We start from the raw sequence: 15,065 nt of genomic DNA on the forward strand, positions 1-15,065 counted from the left end.
GTTTGATTGACATTTCGGCGTGATCGGCATGGACCCGCATCCCACCCGCCTTTCCCTGATCGGGGCCGCCATGCAGCAATTCGGCCGTGGCGGGTTCCAGGCTGCCTCGACGCGGGCCATCGCCGCGCAGGCGGGCACCAACATCTCGTCCATCGCCTATCACTTCGGCGGCAAGGACGGGCTGCGCATCGCCTGCGCCGATGCGGTGGCCGAGCGGGTGGCGCAGGTCGCCCGGCCCCTGCCCGGCTTGCAGGACCGGCCGGACCCCCGCCACGCCCGGCTGCTGCTGCGGCGGCTGGTGCGCCGGATCGTCACCTTCATGATCGTCAGCCCCGCGGCCAGCGACGCGGTGGCCTTCGTGCTGCGCGAACTGGCCGAGCCGGACAGCCCGGTGCTGGACCGGCTTTATACCACGCTGATCGAACCGCGCCACCGCGCGCTCTGCGCGCTCTGGTCCGCCGCGACCGGCGAACCGGCAGAGGCCGAGGAGGTGAAGCTGGCCGTGTTCTCGCTGATCGGGCAGGCGGTCTATTTCCGCGTGGCCGCGCCCATCGTCCAGCGCCGGATGGGCTGGCGGCACTATGCACGGGCCGAGGCGCGGGCGATCACCCGGCGAATGCTGGCCAACCTGGACCGGATGACCGGGGGCGCGGATGGCTGATTTCATCTGCTCGCTGGCCTTTCTCGCCGCGCTGTTTTCCCATTGCGGCCCGCCGCCGCCCCTGGGCACCGGCTATGCCGAGGGCGAGCATGTACAGATCGCCCCCGTGGCGACGGCCCGGATCGAGGCGCTGGCCGTGCAGCGCGGCGACCGCGTCGAGGCCGGGCAGGCCGTGGCCATGCTGGAAACCCGCGACGCCGCGCTGGCGCTGGCCGCGGCCGAGGCAGCCCAGGCCCGCGCCGCCAGCACCCTGGCCGACCTGGAGAAGGGCGGCCGCGCGCCCGAGATCGCCGCCATCGAGGCGACGCTGGCCGCCGCCCGCGCCAATGCCGAACGCATGGCGCGCGAGGCGGCCCGGCAGGAGCGGCTGCTGGCGCAGCGCGTCAGCGCGCCCGCGCAGCGGGACGACGCCCGCGCCGCCGCCGACATGGCCGAGGCGGCGGTGCGCGAGGCCGAGGCGCGGCTGGCCGTCGCCCGCCTGCCCGCCCGCCCCGATGCCATCGCCGCCGCCCGCGCCGCCCTGGCCCAGGCCCAAGCCGACCGGCAGGCGATGGAATGGCAGCTGCAACAGCGCCGGCTGACCGCCCCCGCGCCGGGCACCGTCACCGACATCCTGCGACATCCGGGCGAGATCGCCGGCCCCTCGGCGCCGGTGCTGGCCTATCTGCCGGACGGCGCGGTCAAGCTGCGCTTCTATGTGGCCGAAGCCGATCTGGCCGCGCTTTCGCTGGGAACGAGGCTGACGGTCGGCTGCGACGGCTGCGCGCCGGCCGGCGCCACCGTCTCGTTCATCGCCGAGGAGGCCGAGTTCACCCCGCCCGTCCTTTATGCCCGCGACGCGCGGCAGAAGCTGGTCTACCTGGTCGAGGCCCGCCCCGATCCGGGCAGCCCGCTGAAGCCCGGCCAGATCGTCGAGCTCTGGAAGGCGCCATGACCCAGGCCACCGCCATCGACGTGACCGGGCTGACGAAATCCTTCGGCGGCAGGACGGTGGTGGACGATGTGGCGCTGCGGGTGGCCGAGGGCGAGATCGCCGGCTTCCTGGGCCCGAACGGCTCGGGCAAGACCACCTGCATCCGCATGATCTGCGGCTTGCTGACGCCCGACGCGGGCAGCGGCAGCGTGCTGGGCCTGGACGTGCGCCGCCAGCAGCGCGCGATCCGCCGGCAGGTCGGCTACATGACGCAGAAATTTTCCTTCTACGAGGATCTGTCGATCGAAGAGAACCTGGCCTTCGTCGCCGGGCTCTACGGCCTGCCGCGGCAGGCCGTGCGCGACACGCTGGAGGATCTGGGCCTGACCTCGCGCAAGACCCAGCTGGCCGGCAGCCTCTCGGGCGGCTGGAAGCAGCGGCTGGCGCTGGCGGCCTGCATCATGCACCAGCCCCGCCTTCTGTTGCTGGACGAGCCGACCGCCGGGGTCGATCCCAAGGCCCGGCGGCAGTTCTGGGACGAGATCCACGCCCGCGCGCTGGCGGGCATGACCGTCCTGGTCTCGACCCATTACATGGACGAGGCCGAGCGTTGCCACCGCATCAACTACATCGCCTATGGCCGGCTGGTGGTCTCGGGCACCGTGGCCGAGGTGATCGCGGGCGCGCGGCTGGTCACGCTGGGCGTGCAGTCCCCCCGGCCGGGCGAGCTGGCCGAGCGCCTGCGCCGGGCGCCGGGCGTCGAGCAGGTCGAGCCCTTCGGCACCGCGCTGCACGTCACCGGCACCGACCGCGACCGGCTCATGGCGGCGCTGGCGGCCGAGGGCGTCGCCGGCCGGCCGGTCGAGACCAGCCTCGAAGACGTGTTCATCCGGCTGATGGAACAGTCCCAGGACAACATGCGATGAGCTTTTCGCCGACACGGCTGCGGGCGCTGCTGCGCAAGGAGTTCATCCAGATGCGCCGCGACCGCGTGACCTTCGCCATGATGCTGGGGGTGCCGATCATGCAGCTTCTGCTGTTCGGCTATGCGATCAACAGCGACCCGCGCGACATGCCCACGGCCCTGGTCGCGCCGGTGCAGGATCGGTTCGGCCGCAGCTTTGCCGCGGCGCTGGAGAACAGCGGCTACTATCGCATCACCCACCCCCTTGCCACCGCCGACCAGGCCGAGCGGCTGATGACCCGCGGCGAGGTTGCCTTTGTCGTGACCGTGCCCGCCGATTTCGGCCGGCGGATGGAACGCGGCGACCGGCCGCAGATCCTGGTCGAGGCGGACGGCTCGGACCCCTCGGCGACCAGCGGCGCCGTCGCCGCGCTTCCCGGCATCGCCGAAAGCGCCTTTCGCCGCGACCTGCCGGCCGGGCCGGCGCGGACCGCGCCCGAGATCGTCACCCATCGCCGCTACAACCCCGAGGCGGTCACGCAATACAACATCGTCCCCGGCCTTCTGGGGGTGATCCTGCAGATGACCATGGTGATGATGACCGCCATGGCCCTGACCCGCGAGATCGAGCGCGGCACCATGGAAAACCTGCTGGCCATGCCCGCCACCCCGGCCGAGATCATGATCGGCAAGATCACCCCCTTCCTGACCGTCGGCGCGGTGCAAGTCCTCGTCATCCTGGGCGCGGCCTGGGCGATCTTCGACGTGCCTTTCGCGGGTTCGCTGGGGCTGCTGCTGGCGGGGGTGATGGTCTTCGTGCTGGCGCTGGTGCTGCTGGGCTATCTGATCTCGACCGCGGCGCGCACGCAGATGCAGGCGATGCAGATCGCGATCTTCATCTTCCTGCCCTCGGTGCTGCTGTCGGGGTTCATGTTCCCGTTCCGCGGCATGCCGGGCTGGGCGCAGGCCCTGGGCGAGGTGCTGCCGGTGACGCATCTGCTGCGGCTGGTGCGCGGCATCATGCTGAAGGGCGCGGGCTGGGCCGATGTCGCGCCGCAATTCGCCGCGCTCGCGGCCATGGTGTCGGTGCTGGGCACGCTGGCCCTGCTGCGGTTCCGCCGGACGCTGGACTGACCGGCGCGCCCGTCAGGCCAGCCGCATCACCGTATCCGCCAGCCGCAGCAGCATCCGGTCGCGATACCAGGGCGCGCAAAGCAGCAAGGCCACCGGCAGCCCCGCGCGGGTCCGCCCCCAGGGCAGCGAGATCGCCGGATGGCCGGTCAGGTTCTGCGGATAGGTGAACGGATACCAGGCCCCGCGGATGGTGCCGGCGGGCTGGCCGTCGATCTCGATCTCGCCCATCGGGTCATAGCCCAGGGCCAGCGGTGGCGCGGTCAGCACCGGCGAAACCAAGAGGTCGAAGCGGGCGAAATGCGCCTGCATCATCTGGAACAGCCGCGTCCGCGCCGCCGAGGCCTCGGCCAGATCCACTGCGGAATAGCCCTGCCCCAGCCGCGCCGTCTCGACCAGCGAGGGGGCGACCAGATCCTCGCGGCCGGCAAAGGCGGGGGCGGCGCGGGCGGCCAGCCCCACCCGCAAAAGGGTCAGGAACACCGGCTCGAAACTGCGGAAATCCAGATCGGCTTCTTCGACGACGGCGCCCTCGGCCTCGATGCGGCGCAGGGCGGCCTGGGTGATCTCGGCCGTCTCGCGCTCGACCCGCGCGCCGGCGGTGGGGATCCAGCCGATGCGCAGCCCCCTGAGCCCGCGCCCGTCGTCGGGATGGAGTTGCACGGCCGCCTGGCCATAGGGGTCGCGGGGGTCGGGGCCGGCCATGGCCTGAAAGAACAGCGCCGCATCCGCCACGGTGCGCGCCATCGGCCCGGCAAAGGAATTGGCGGCGAACAGGTCGGGCAGCGCCAGATGCGGGATGACGCCCAGCGTCGGCTTCATGCCGACGATGCCGCAGCAGGCGGCCGGGATGCGGATCGAGCCGCCGCCGTCGGTGCCGATGGACAAGGGGCCCATGCCCGCCGCCACCGCCACCGCCGAGCCGGAGCTGGACGCGCCCGCCGTCACGCCGGGGTCGATCGGGTTCAGCGTCAGCCCGGTCAGCGGCGAGCTGGCGGTCTGGGCATGGCCGAATTCCGGCGTCGTAGTCTTGCCGATCATGATGCCGCCGGCGGCGCGGGCGCGGGCGACCGAGACCGCATCCTCGGCCGGCACGCTTTCTGCGAACAGGCGCGAGCCCATGGTGGTGCGCACGCCAGCCGTGGCCAGCAGATCCTTGACCGAATAGGGCACGCCATGCAGCAGCCCCAATTCGTCGCCGCGCATCACCGCCGCCTCGGCCGCCCGCGCCTCGGCCCGCGCCGCATCGGCGGCGACGGTGACGAAGGCGTTGAGGTCGCGGCGCGCCTCGATCCGCTCCAGCGCCGCCTCGGTCGCCTCGACGGGCGAGATGGCGCGGCGGCGGATGGCCTTGGCCAGGTCAACGGCGCTCAGGTCGGCGATCTCGGTCATCGCGGGCTCCTTTCAGATCATCCAATGGCCGCCATCGACCAGCAGCGTCTGGCCGGTGATGAAACGCGCCTCGTCGCTGGCCAGGAAGGCGACGGCGGCGGCCACGTCCTCGACCGCGCCGACGAAGCCGACCGGGGTCTTGTCGACGATCTGCTGGATCACCTGCGCCGGCACGCGGTCATGCGCGGCGGTGCGGATGGCGCCGGGCGCCACCGCGTTCACCGTCACGCCATGCGGCGCCAGTTCGCGGGCCAGGCCGCGGGTCAGCCCGATCACCCCCATCTTGGCGGCGGCGTAATCGGCCAACCCCGGCTCGCCGGTAAAGGCGGCAAGGCTCGACATGTTGACGATGCGCCCGGCACCGCGCTCGCGCATCGCCGGCGCCACCAGCCGGGCCATGCGCATGGCGCTGACCAGCGAGATCTCCAGCACGAAGCGCCAGACCTCCTCGCGCGAGTCGCAAAAGGGCGCGCTGCGCTCGCGGCCGCTTTGGCCCAGGTTGTTCACCAGCACGTCCACCGGGCCGAGTTCGGCCAGGAAACGGTCGTGGAAGCCGGCCAGGGCGGCGGCGTCCGTGCAATCGCCCTGGACCAGCAGCAGCCGCCCGCCCGCCTCGGCGGCGAGCGGCGCGGTGTCGAGGTCCATGACCCCGACCCGCGCGCCCTCGGCCAGCATGCGGCGGGCGATGCCGCCGCCGATGCCCGCCGCGCCGCCCGTCACCAGCACGGTCTTGTCCCTGAACCGCATGCATCCCGTCATGGCCGGCCTCAATGAAAGGTGCGGCCGCCATCGACCGCCAGGGCAACGCCGGTGACATAGGAGGACTCGCCGCTCGTCAGCCACAGGATCGCCGCGGCGATCTCGGCCGGATCGGCGATGCGGCGCAGGGCATAGCGGTCGCGCACCGCCTGCAACTGCGCCTCGGCATCGCCCGCCGGGTCGATCGAGCTGCGCAGCAGCGGCGTGTCGACGGCGCCGGGGCAGACCACGTTCACGCGGATGCCGCTGTCCGCCAGCTCCAGCGCCAGCGATTTCGAGAACATCTGCAACCCCGCCTTGGAGGCGGCATAGCCGCTGCGCAGCCGCAAAGGCACCAGACCCGCACCCGAGGACAGGTGGACGATGGTGCCGCCCCCCGCCTGCCGCAGATGCGGCACCGCAGCCCGGCACAGCTTCATCGCGCCGGTCAGGTTCACGGCGATCAGCCGGTCCCAGGCCTCGTCGGTGATCTGCTCCAGCGCCGCGACCAGATCCAGGCCCGCGCAATTGACCAGCCCGTCCAGCCCGCCCAGCGCCCCGGCCAGCCGCGTCACCGCCGCCGCAAGCGCGGCGCTGTCGGTGATGTCGGCCACCGCGGCCGGCACCTGCAACCCATCCAGCGCCGCCCCGTCGCGGTCGATCACCGCGACGCGGGCGCCCTCGGCCAGGAAGCGCGCGACAGTGGCCCGGCCGATGCCCTGCGCGCCGCCGGCGATCAGGATGCGGCGGCCGGCCAGCGCCCCGCTCATGCCGCAGCGCCCTCCAGGCGCGGGCGCATGTCGGCGACCATCTCGTCGCAGCGGCCCATCCACACGTCGCCCTTGTCCAGCGCGCGCCGGATCAGCTGCTCAAGCACCCACAGGCGCGAGGGCTGGCCGATGATCTGCGGATGCATGCCGACCATCATCATCCGCCGCTCGGCATGCAGCATGTCCAGCTCCAGCGTCCACGCCTCCAGCAGGGCCGAGGGCGCCTGCATGGTCCGGCCCGGCAGCACGATGGAATATTGGAAGAAGGGCGCGTCATCCAGCACCCAGCGGAAGGGCAGTTCGACCAGCCGGGTCCGCTGCCCCTCGACCTCGTGCAGATAGGGCGAATCGTCGTCGAAGAAGTTCGAGGAATAGTCGAAGCCGTATTCCAGCATCAGCTGCATGGAAATGTCGCTGAGTTCGGCCGCGGGCGAGCGCCAGCCGCGCGGCGCCTGCCCGGTGGCGCGCCTGATCGCCTCGAAGCCGCGCTCCATCTCCTCGCGCTCTTCCTCGTGGCTGAGGTTCAGGATCCAGCGGTGCGAATAGCTGTGATGGGCGATCTCGTGCCCGCCTTGCAGGATGCGCTCGACCAACTCGGGGCGCTGGTCCACGACCAGGCCGGGGATGAAGAAGGTGCTGCGCAGGCCGTAGCGGCGCAGCAGGTCCAGCACGCGGTCGGTGCCGACCTTCCAGCCATAGGCGCCCTGCGACATCAGGATCGGGCGCCTGGCATAGGCGGGATCGCGCGCCGTCCACATCGTCTCGGCATCGAGGTCGAAGGTCAGAAACAGCGGAAAGCCCTTGCTGGTCAGATGCATGGCTGGTCCTTTCAGACGAATTTGTGAAAGCCGGTCCAGCGCTCGGCCAGCAGCAGCACGATCACGGTGGCGACGATCAGCAGGGTCGAGATGGCGGCGACGCCCGGATTGACCCCCATCTCGACCGAGCTGAAGATCAGGATGGGCAGCGTGGTCTGCCGGGCGCTGGCCAGGAAGATCGTGACCGGCACGTTCTCCATCGAGGTGACGAAGGCGAACAGCGCCCCGGCGACCAGGCCGGGCTTGATCAGCGGCAGCGTGACCAGCCGGAAGGCGGTGAAGCCGTCCGCGCCCAGCACCCGCGCCGCCTCTTCGACCGAGACGTCGAGGCCCGAGAGGCTGGCCAGCGCCGAGCGCAGGATATAGGGCACGGTGATGACGACATGGGCGACGATCAGCACCAGGAAGCTGCCGCGCAGGCCGACCAGCGTCACATATTGCAGCATCGCCACCCCGATCACCACCGAGGGCACGATCAGCGGCGCCATCAGCAGCGCGGTGATCGCCTCGGAGCCGGGGATGGCCTTGCGAAACAGCGCATAGGCCGCCGCGACGCCCAGGACCAGCGACAGAAGCGTCGAGCTGACCGCCAGGATCAGGCTGTTGCGGATCGCCCGGATATAGACCGGATCGCTCAGCACCTCGGCGAACCATTTCAGCGTCCAGCCCTGCGGCGGGATGGTCAGGTAGGAGGTCTCGCTGAACGAGGTCAGCACGACCACCAGCACCGGCACCTGCAGGAAGGCCACGACCAGCAGCGCGACGATGGAAATGGGCAGGGTGGGTTTCATGTCGCTCATGCCATGCCCGCCCATCTTCTGGTCATGCGGCTAGAGAGCCAGATGATGACCAGCGTCGAGGCCGCCAGCGCAAAGGACAGCGCCGAGCCGCTGGGCCAGTCCAGAAGCTGCATGTATTCGTCATAGATCAGCGTCGCCATCACCTGATAGGTCGGCCCGCCCAGCATCCTTGGCGTGACCAGCGCCGAGATGGTCAGCACGAAGACCAGGATCGAGCCGCCGATGATGCCCGGCGCCGTCAGCGGCAGGGTGACGGACCAGAACACATGCGTCCGGCTGGAGCCCAGCGTCGCGGCCGCCGCCTCGACGTCGCGGGGCACGTTTTGCAACGCCGCGACCAGCATCAGCACCATGAAGGGCAGGTAGATATGGGTCAGCCCGATCAGCAGGCCGGTCATGTTGAACATCAGCTTCAGCGGCCGCTCGATCAGGCCCAGGTCGATCAGCAGGTTGTTGACCACGCCGCGATTGGTCAGCAGCACGATCCAGCCAAAGGAGCGCACCACCAGGTTCAGCATCAGCGGAAAGATCACCAGAAGCGTCAGCGGCAGCCGCCAGCGCGGATGGCCGCGCACGATCAGATAGGCGACCGGATAGCCGGTCAGCAGGCACAGCACGGTGACGCCCAGCCCCAGCGCCAGCGTGCGCAGCACCACCTCGCGGTAATAGCCGTCGGTGGCGATGCGCAGGTAGTTTTCCCAGGTGAAGCTGCCCGCGACCATGCCCTGCCCCGGCTGGTATTCCTGGAAGCTGGTCGGCAGCAGCAGCACCAGCGGCACCACGAAGGACAAAAGCAGCACCAGCAGAAGCGGCGCGATCAGCAGCCATGCACTGCGCTGGCCGGTCATGACGCGGCCCCCTGCGGCAGCACGATGATGTCGCGCGGCCGGATCGCCAGATGCACCGGCTCGCCCGGCGCGAGATTGGCGGTATCCTCGGCCGAGGGCACCTCGACCACGATCTCGGCGCCATGGGCCAGCCGCACCACCAGCTGCACCTGCGGCCCCGAGAAGGCGCGCAGCGCCACGGTGCCCGCCAGCGCGCCCGGCTCGGGCGTGCGCAGGACGCGGATCGCCTCTTGCCGCAGAAAGACCTCGGCCTCGCTGCCCTCGGGCAGGTCCAGCCGCTCGGGGCGCAGCGCCAGCCCGGCGCCAAGCGCGACGGTGCCGGCCTCGATGCGGCCTTGCAGCCGGTTCGGCTTGCCGATGAAGCTGGCGACAAAGGCGTTCGCCGGCCGGTGATAGATCTCCTCGGGCCTGTCCAACTGCTGGATCACGCCGCCATGCATGACGCCGACGCGGTCCGACAGGCTCAGCGCCTCGGCCTGGTCATGGGTGACGAACAGCGTGGTGATGCGCAGTTCCTGCTGCAACCGCTTCAGCTCGATCTGCATCTCGTCGCGCAGCTTGGCGTCGAGGTTGGACAGCGGCTCGTCGAACAGCAGGATGCTGGGCCGGGGCGCAATGGCGCGGGCCATCGAGACGCGCTGCTGCTGGCCACCGGAAAGCTGGCGCGGGAAACGCGCGCCATAGCCGCCCAGCCGGACCATCTCCAGCGCGGCATTCACCCGCTCTTCCAGCGGCTTGCCGGATTCGCCCTTGCGGCGCAGGCCGAAGGCGACGTTCTCGAAAACCGTCATATGCGGAAACAGCGCATAGGACTGGAACACCAGCCCGATGTTGCGCTTGTTGGGCGGCAGGCGCGTCACGTCGCGCTCGCCGATCATGATCTGCCCCTCGGTCGGCTCCAGCAAGCCGGCGACCATGCGCAGGATCGTGGTCTTGCCGCAGCCCGAAGGCCCGAGGAGCGAGACGAACTCGCCCTCGGCGATCTGGAACGAGGCGTTCCTGACCACTTCCGTCTTGCCATAGCGCTTGACGATGTTGCGCAGGGAAAGGTTGCTCATCTCACCTCGTCGGGGCTTTGGGTGGGTTGCGGTCGGTCCCGGCAGGAAACCCGCCGGGATCGGCTCAGCGCAGCACTTCGCGCTGCCAGCGGCGGGTCCAGTCGGGCATGACCACGGCCATCTCGGCCGGGTCCAGGAACAGCATCTGCCCGGCCTGCTCGGCACTGGGCAGGATGGTCGCCAGGTCGTCCGACAGCACCACCTTGCTGTTGACCGGGCCGATCACCTGCGCTTCCGAGAAGCATTTCTGCGCCTCGACCGACAGCACGGTGTCGATGAATTTCAGCGCCAGCTCCTGCTGCTGGGCACCCTTGGGGATCGAGATGGTCGGGCGGATGCCCACCGCGCCTTCCTGCGGATAGGCGACGGCCAGCGGCAGCCCGCCCTTGATCGCCACGCCGGCGCGGTCGGGATACCAGACCGCGATGTCGATCTCGCCCCGCTCGAACAGCGAGACCACCTGGTCGGCCTGGGTGTGCAAGAGCACCGCCGATTGCGCCAGCGGCTTGATCTTGGCCAGGCCGGGGCCTGGGTCTTGCAGCGTGCCGCCCTCCATCTGGTTCAGCGCGGCCAGGAATTGCCAGCCCGCGGTGGCCGAGACGTCGCCGATGGTGATCCGGCCTTCGTATTTCGGATCGAACAGGTCGTTCCACGAACTCGGCGGCGTGGCCACGGTGTCCTTGTTGTAGACGATGGTCGTCGCGCCCAGCATGGCGGCGACATAGGCGTCGCCCTTGCCCCAGGCGCCCTCGATGATGTCGGGTGCATTCGCCAGCGTGGCGCGGTCCAGCGGCACCAGCAGCCCTTCGTTCGCCATCTGCACCGCGAAAGCGTCGTCGGCAAAGACCACGTCCATGTCCGACTGCCCGGCGGTCGCCCTGACCGAGGCCGCGTGCTGCGCCGAACTGGCCGGCTTCAGCAGCACCGAGGCCCCGGTGGCCTGGGTAAAGGGCTGGACATAGCAGGTCTCGACGTTGTCGGCGAAAGAGCCGCCGAAGGCGCCGACGACCAGCTCCTGCGCGGATGCGGCCGCGATCGGGCCAAGCGCGGCAGCCGCCGCGACCGTCGTCGTCAATGCGAATTTTCTGAACACAAGCAAACCTCCCCGCCTGGTTGTTCTGGCCGGTCGCCGCAGGCGCTCGACAGGAACCGACTCTGCCAGTCTGGCATATGTCTTTCACTAAAGATACCAGAAAGCCACTTGAAAGATACAATTCCAATGCCGTCGCGGATGGGGTAATGACGAAGGGCATGCGCATCATTCAGCGGCAAGGGCACAGCTTGGACGAGGAACCGATAAGATACTGGGAAAACGACCGGATCGGCCGCGGCATGCGGCAATGGCGACGCGAGGTGCCGCAGATCGACAGCAGCGGCAAGGCGGTGGTCGGCCGCGTCCTGCACCTGCAAGAGGTCATCATCGACAAGGTGAACCGCAACCTGGCGCGATTCGGCCTGAAGTTCCCGACCTATGCCATCCTGGCCACGATCCGCGTCAGCGGCCCGCCCTATCGCATGACGCCGAGCGAGCTGCTTGCCGCCATCGTCATCTCTTCGGGCGGGCTTTCCAACCTGCTGCGCAAGCTGGAAAAGGACGGGCTGGTGCAGCGCAGCGCCGACAAGCGCGACGGCCGCGGCGTCATCGTCGAGTTGACCGGCAAGGGCATCGCCCTGACCGATGAGAGCATGGCCGCCCATGCCGCGCTGGAGCGCGAGCTGATCGCCGCATTGTCGCCGCAGGACCGCGAGAACATGGCGCGGATGCTGAGCATCCTGATCGCCACCAACAGTGCGGGATAGCGGATGGACCGCACCCGCCACGCCGTCAACATCGACGAGATCGAACAGGCGGCGCGACGCTACCTGCCGGGTTTCCTGTTCGATTTCATCGCCGGCGGCGTCGATGGCGAGGCGGGGCTGGACCGCAACCGGCAGGCATTCGCCCGCCACCGGCTGGTGCCGCGCTATCTGCGCGACGTCTCGCGCCGGTCGCTGGCGACGCGCATCCTGGGCCGCGACTACGCGATGCCCCTGGGCATCTCGCCCACCGGCCCGGCGCAGCTGTTTCGCCGCGATGCCGACCGGATGCTGGCCCGCGCCGCGCGCGAGGCCGACATTCCCTTCATCCTGTCCGGCGCCGCCGGCGCCTCGCTGGAAGAGATCGCCCGGATCGCGCCGGATCATGGCTGGTTCCAGCTTTATCCGGCCCGCGACCGAGCAATCACCCGCGACCAGATCCGCCGCGCCGCCGATGCCGGCACCCCGGCGCTGGTGCTGACCGTCGATACGCCGGTGACGCCCAAGCGCGAACGCCACCTGCGCAACCGCATCTCGGTCCCCTTCCGGCCCGGCCCGGCGCTGTGGCCGCGGCTGGCGAAAGAGGTGCTGTTGCACCCCGGATGGTTCCTGCGCTTCCTGCTGGGCGGCGGGATGGAGACGATGGGCAACTGGGCGCCCTATGCCCCCAAGGGCGCCGGCGCCTGGGACGTGGCGGCCTTCTTCTTCGACCAGGCCTTCGTGCCGGGCGACAGCGGCACGCTGTGCTGGCGCGACCTGGAGACCTGCCGCGCGCTCTGGCCCGGCCCGCTGGTGGTCAAGGGCATCCTGCACCCCGAGGATGCCCGCCGCGCGGCCTCGCTTGGCGCGGATGCGATCCTGGTCTCGAACCACGGCGGCAAGGCGCTGGACGCGGCGCCCGCGGCACTGGACATGCTGCCGGCGATCCGGCGCGCGGTCGGCCCGGATTATCCGCTGTTCCTGGACAGCGGCGTCCGGCGCGGCTCGGATGTGATCATCGCCTTGTGCCTGGGCGCGGATTTCGTCTTTGCCGGCCGGCCGACGCTTTACGGCACCGCCGCCGGGGCCGAGGCGGGCGCGCGCAAGGCGCTTGCCATCCTGCGGCAGGAAACCGACCTGGTCATGGCCGGGATCGGCTGCGTCTCGCCGGCGGAACTGGGTGCGGACTGCCTGGCAGGCGGGGCCGGCAATGAAGAGGCGACGTCCTGACCGGACGGTCCCGCCCGTGGTTGTCCGGCGGCAACCCTTCGGACCGCAGGTCGGGCGGGTCGTGAAGACCCCGGAACGCTGGCCCGCCTGAACGCCGCCGCCCGGTCCGGTCGCCCCGCAACCGCAGCTGGAGATCGGTGTCGGGGGCACCCGGCATCAGCAAGGCCCGCCCGCCGTTGCGGCGCGGGCGGGCCCGGTGCGATCAGCCCTCGCCCATGCCCTCGGCCGGCTTGGTGGCGACTCCGCCGCGCACCTTTTGCTCGATGCGCCGGCCGGTTTCGGGGTCGATGCTTTTCCAATAGTCGAAGGCGCGGCTCAGCACCGGCTCGCGCACCCCGCCCAGCAGGCTGCCGGCCACCGTCTCGACCAGGGCGGCACGCTGCGCATCGTCCATGACCTCGCGCACAAGGGTGCCCGGCTGGGTGAAATCGTCGTCGTCAGCACGCAGCGTATAGGCGCTGCGGACCATGGCGCCGTCGGCCTCCCATCCCTCGGGCACCGGGCCTGTCGCATCGGCCCAGGGGCGGCCGACGCTGTTCGGGGCATAGGTCGGGGCGCTGCCGCTGTGGTGATAAGCCATCTGCCCGTCGAACATGTAGCTGTTCACCGGCACCTTGGGCTGATTCACCGGCAGCTGGTGGAAATTGGTGCCGATGCGGTTCCTTTGCGCGTCGTTATAGGCGAATGCGCGGCCCAGCAGCATCTTGTCGGGCGACAGGCCGATGCCCGGAACCGTATTGCCGGGCGAGAAGGCCGCCTGCTCGATCTGGGCAAAGAAGTTCTCGGGGTTGCGGTTCAGCACCATCCGGCCGGCGCGGACCAGCGGATAATCGGCATGCGGCCAGGTCTTGGTCAGGTCGAACGGGTTGATGCGATAGGTCCTGGCTTCTTCATAGGGCATGATCTGCACCGACAGGATCCAGCTGGGATGATCGCCGCGGGCGATGGCGTCGAAAAGGTCGCGGCGGTGGAAATCGGCATCCGCGCCGGCCATGGCCGCGGCCTCGGCATTGGTAAAGAAGGCCATGCCCTGTTCGGTGTGGAAATGGTACTTGACCCAGAACCGCTCGCCCGCCGCATTCACCCACATATAGGTATGCGAGCCATAGCCGTTCATGTTGCGCCAGGTGCGGGGCAGCCCGCGCGCGCCCATCAGATAGGTGACCTGATGCGCGCTTTCGGGATTGTTGGTCCAGAAATCCCATTGCATGTGGTTGTCGCGCAGGCCGGAATCGGCAAGCCGCTTCTGGCTGCGGATGAAATGGGGAAACTTCATCGGATCGCGCACGAAGAAGATCGGCGTGTTGTTGCCCACCAGGTCGTAGTTGCCCTCGGCGGTATAGAATTTCAGCGAGAAGCCGCGCACGTCGCGCCAGGTGTCGGGGCTGCCCATCTCGCCCGCGACGGTAGAGAACCGCGCCAGCATCTCGGTCTTGGCGCCCTTCTGGAACAGCGCCGCGCGGGTATAGGCCGAGACGTCCTCGGTGGTCTCGAACAGGCCGAAGGCGCCGGCGCCCTTGGCATGGGGCTGGCGCTCGGGCACCTTCTCGCGGTTGAAATGCGCCATCTGTTCCAGGAAATGCACGTCATGCAGCAGGATGGGGCCGTCGGCGCCGATGGTCAGCGAATTGCGGTCGCTGGGCGCGGGCGCGCCGGCGCCGGTGGTGGATTGCACGGCGTTGATGTTTTCGGGTTTGCCTTGATCTGACATGGGTGCCTCCTGACAGGTCTGGGAAAAAGCCGGGTCGCGGAAGGGGCGGCACCCGAACCGGCACCGCTCGCCCGCAGCTTGCCTGCCAGCCTAGCGGGGCTTGGCGCGGAAGTCTCGCCCCATGGTGGGGGTCGGTGGCATAATCCGCCGGGCGCCTGCAGCGCGGGGTTTCCGCGCCGCGCCGGCTTCCAGCGGCCCGCCGGGCCGCCGCCGACGATCACAACGTCGTATTCCATCGACTCGCGTTCAATTCCGGACATGGCTCGGCCTCCCTGGCTGGCTGGTGGCGATTGCGGGGTGGGGCGGGGGGCTCTG

15 protein-coding genes are annotated in these 15,065 nt (G+C 69.9%); 6 read left to right on the forward strand and 9 right to left on the reverse strand.

The annotated features are described in order from the left end of the window. Positions 1-28 precede the first annotated feature (28 nt). From E3U26_RS13135 to E3U26_RS13150, 4 genes are read left to right on the forward strand one after another with little or no spacing between them, the layout of a single operon-like run. On the forward strand, positions 29-661 hold the full coding sequence (locus tag E3U26_RS13135; protein WP_499106142.1) for a CerR family C-terminal domain-containing protein: 633 nt from the start codon (positions 29-31) through the stop codon (positions 659-661). Further along, positions 654-1,595, forward strand: a complete 942-nt coding sequence (locus tag E3U26_RS13140; protein WP_499106143.1) for an HlyD family secretion protein — start codon at positions 654-656, stop codon at positions 1,593-1,595. Before E3U26_RS13135 ends, E3U26_RS13140 begins: the two co-directional genes overlap by 8 nt. Next, on the forward strand, positions 1,592-2,500 hold the full coding sequence (locus E3U26_RS13145) for an ABC transporter ATP-binding protein (protein WP_499106144.1): 909 nt from the start codon (positions 1,592-1,594) through the stop codon (positions 2,498-2,500). Before E3U26_RS13140 ends, E3U26_RS13145 begins: the two co-directional genes overlap by 4 nt. Further along, a complete protein-coding gene (locus E3U26_RS13150) occupies positions 2,497-3,612 on the forward strand; it encodes an ABC transporter permease (RefSeq protein ID WP_028710250.1) in 1,116 nt (371 codons plus the stop codon). Before E3U26_RS13145 ends, E3U26_RS13150 begins: the two co-directional genes overlap by 4 nt. A gap of 12 nt (positions 3,613-3,624) precedes the next feature. On the opposite strand, the gene E3U26_RS13155 is transcribed toward E3U26_RS13150, so the two are convergent. The 8 genes from E3U26_RS13155 to E3U26_RS13190 form a co-directional block, all read right to left on the reverse strand. Then, on the reverse strand, positions 3,625-5,001 hold the full coding sequence (locus tag E3U26_RS13155) for an amidase (RefSeq protein WP_499106145.1): 1,377 nt from the start codon (positions 4,999-5,001) through the stop codon (positions 3,625-3,627). Positions 5,002-5,013: 12 nt separating this feature from the next. Next, a complete protein-coding gene (locus E3U26_RS13160) occupies positions 5,014-5,748 on the reverse strand; it encodes an SDR family NAD(P)-dependent oxidoreductase (protein ID WP_024843807.1) in 735 nt (244 codons plus the stop codon). A gap of 20 nt (positions 5,749-5,768) precedes the next feature. Then, positions 5,769-6,509, reverse strand: a complete 741-nt coding sequence (locus E3U26_RS13165; protein ID WP_024843808.1) for an SDR family NAD(P)-dependent oxidoreductase — start codon at positions 6,507-6,509, stop codon at positions 5,769-5,771. Next, the gene (locus E3U26_RS13170; protein ID WP_024843809.1) at positions 6,506-7,327 is read right to left on the reverse strand and encodes a polysaccharide deacetylase family protein; all 822 of its coding nucleotides are present in this window, start codon (positions 7,325-7,327) and stop codon (positions 6,506-6,508) included. The genes E3U26_RS13165 and E3U26_RS13170 overlap by 4 nt, the downstream gene beginning before the upstream one ends. A gap of 11 nt (positions 7,328-7,338) precedes the next feature. Next, on the reverse strand, positions 7,339-8,127 hold the full coding sequence (locus E3U26_RS13175; protein ID WP_024843810.1) for an ABC transporter permease: 789 nt from the start codon (positions 8,125-8,127) through the stop codon (positions 7,339-7,341). Next, positions 8,124-8,975, reverse strand: coding sequence for an ABC transporter permease (locus E3U26_RS13180; protein WP_024843811.1), 852 nt, complete (start codon positions 8,973-8,975; stop codon positions 8,124-8,126). Before E3U26_RS13180 ends, E3U26_RS13175 begins: the two co-directional genes overlap by 4 nt. After that, on the reverse strand, positions 8,972-10,033 hold the full coding sequence (locus tag E3U26_RS13185) for an ABC transporter ATP-binding protein (protein WP_024843812.1): 1,062 nt from the start codon (positions 10,031-10,033) through the stop codon (positions 8,972-8,974). Before E3U26_RS13185 ends, E3U26_RS13180 begins: the two co-directional genes overlap by 4 nt. Positions 10,034-10,097: 64 nt before the next feature. Further along, positions 10,098-11,126: an ABC transporter substrate-binding protein gene (locus tag E3U26_RS13190; RefSeq protein ID WP_024843813.1), complete on the reverse strand. Its 1,029-nt coding sequence runs from the start codon at positions 11,124-11,126 to the stop codon at positions 10,098-10,100. Between the two features lie 188 nt (positions 11,127-11,314). Here E3U26_RS13190 and E3U26_RS13195 point away from each other — a divergent pair, with 188 nt between their 5' ends. Then, the gene (locus tag E3U26_RS13195) at positions 11,315-11,833 is read left to right on the forward strand and encodes a MarR family winged helix-turn-helix transcriptional regulator (protein ID WP_024843814.1); all 519 of its coding nucleotides are present in this window, start codon (positions 11,315-11,317) and stop codon (positions 11,831-11,833) included. A gap of 3 nt (positions 11,834-11,836) precedes the next feature. Continuing rightward, positions 11,837-13,039, forward strand: coding sequence for an alpha-hydroxy acid oxidase (locus tag E3U26_RS13200; protein WP_499106146.1), 1,203 nt, complete (start codon positions 11,837-11,839; stop codon positions 13,037-13,039). A gap of 202 nt (positions 13,040-13,241) precedes the next feature. Here E3U26_RS13200 and E3U26_RS13205 read toward each other — a convergent pair whose 3' ends face one another. Further along, on the reverse strand, positions 13,242-14,750 hold the full coding sequence (locus E3U26_RS13205) for a catalase (RefSeq protein ID WP_499106148.1): 1,509 nt from the start codon (positions 14,748-14,750) through the stop codon (positions 13,242-13,244). Between the last annotated feature and the right edge of the window lie 315 nt (positions 14,751-15,065).

Origin of the sequence: Paracoccus ferrooxidans, from assembly GCF_029909815.1 — a bacterium.
GTDB lineage: Bacteria > Pseudomonadota > Alphaproteobacteria > Rhodobacterales > Rhodobacteraceae > Paracoccus > Paracoccus versutus.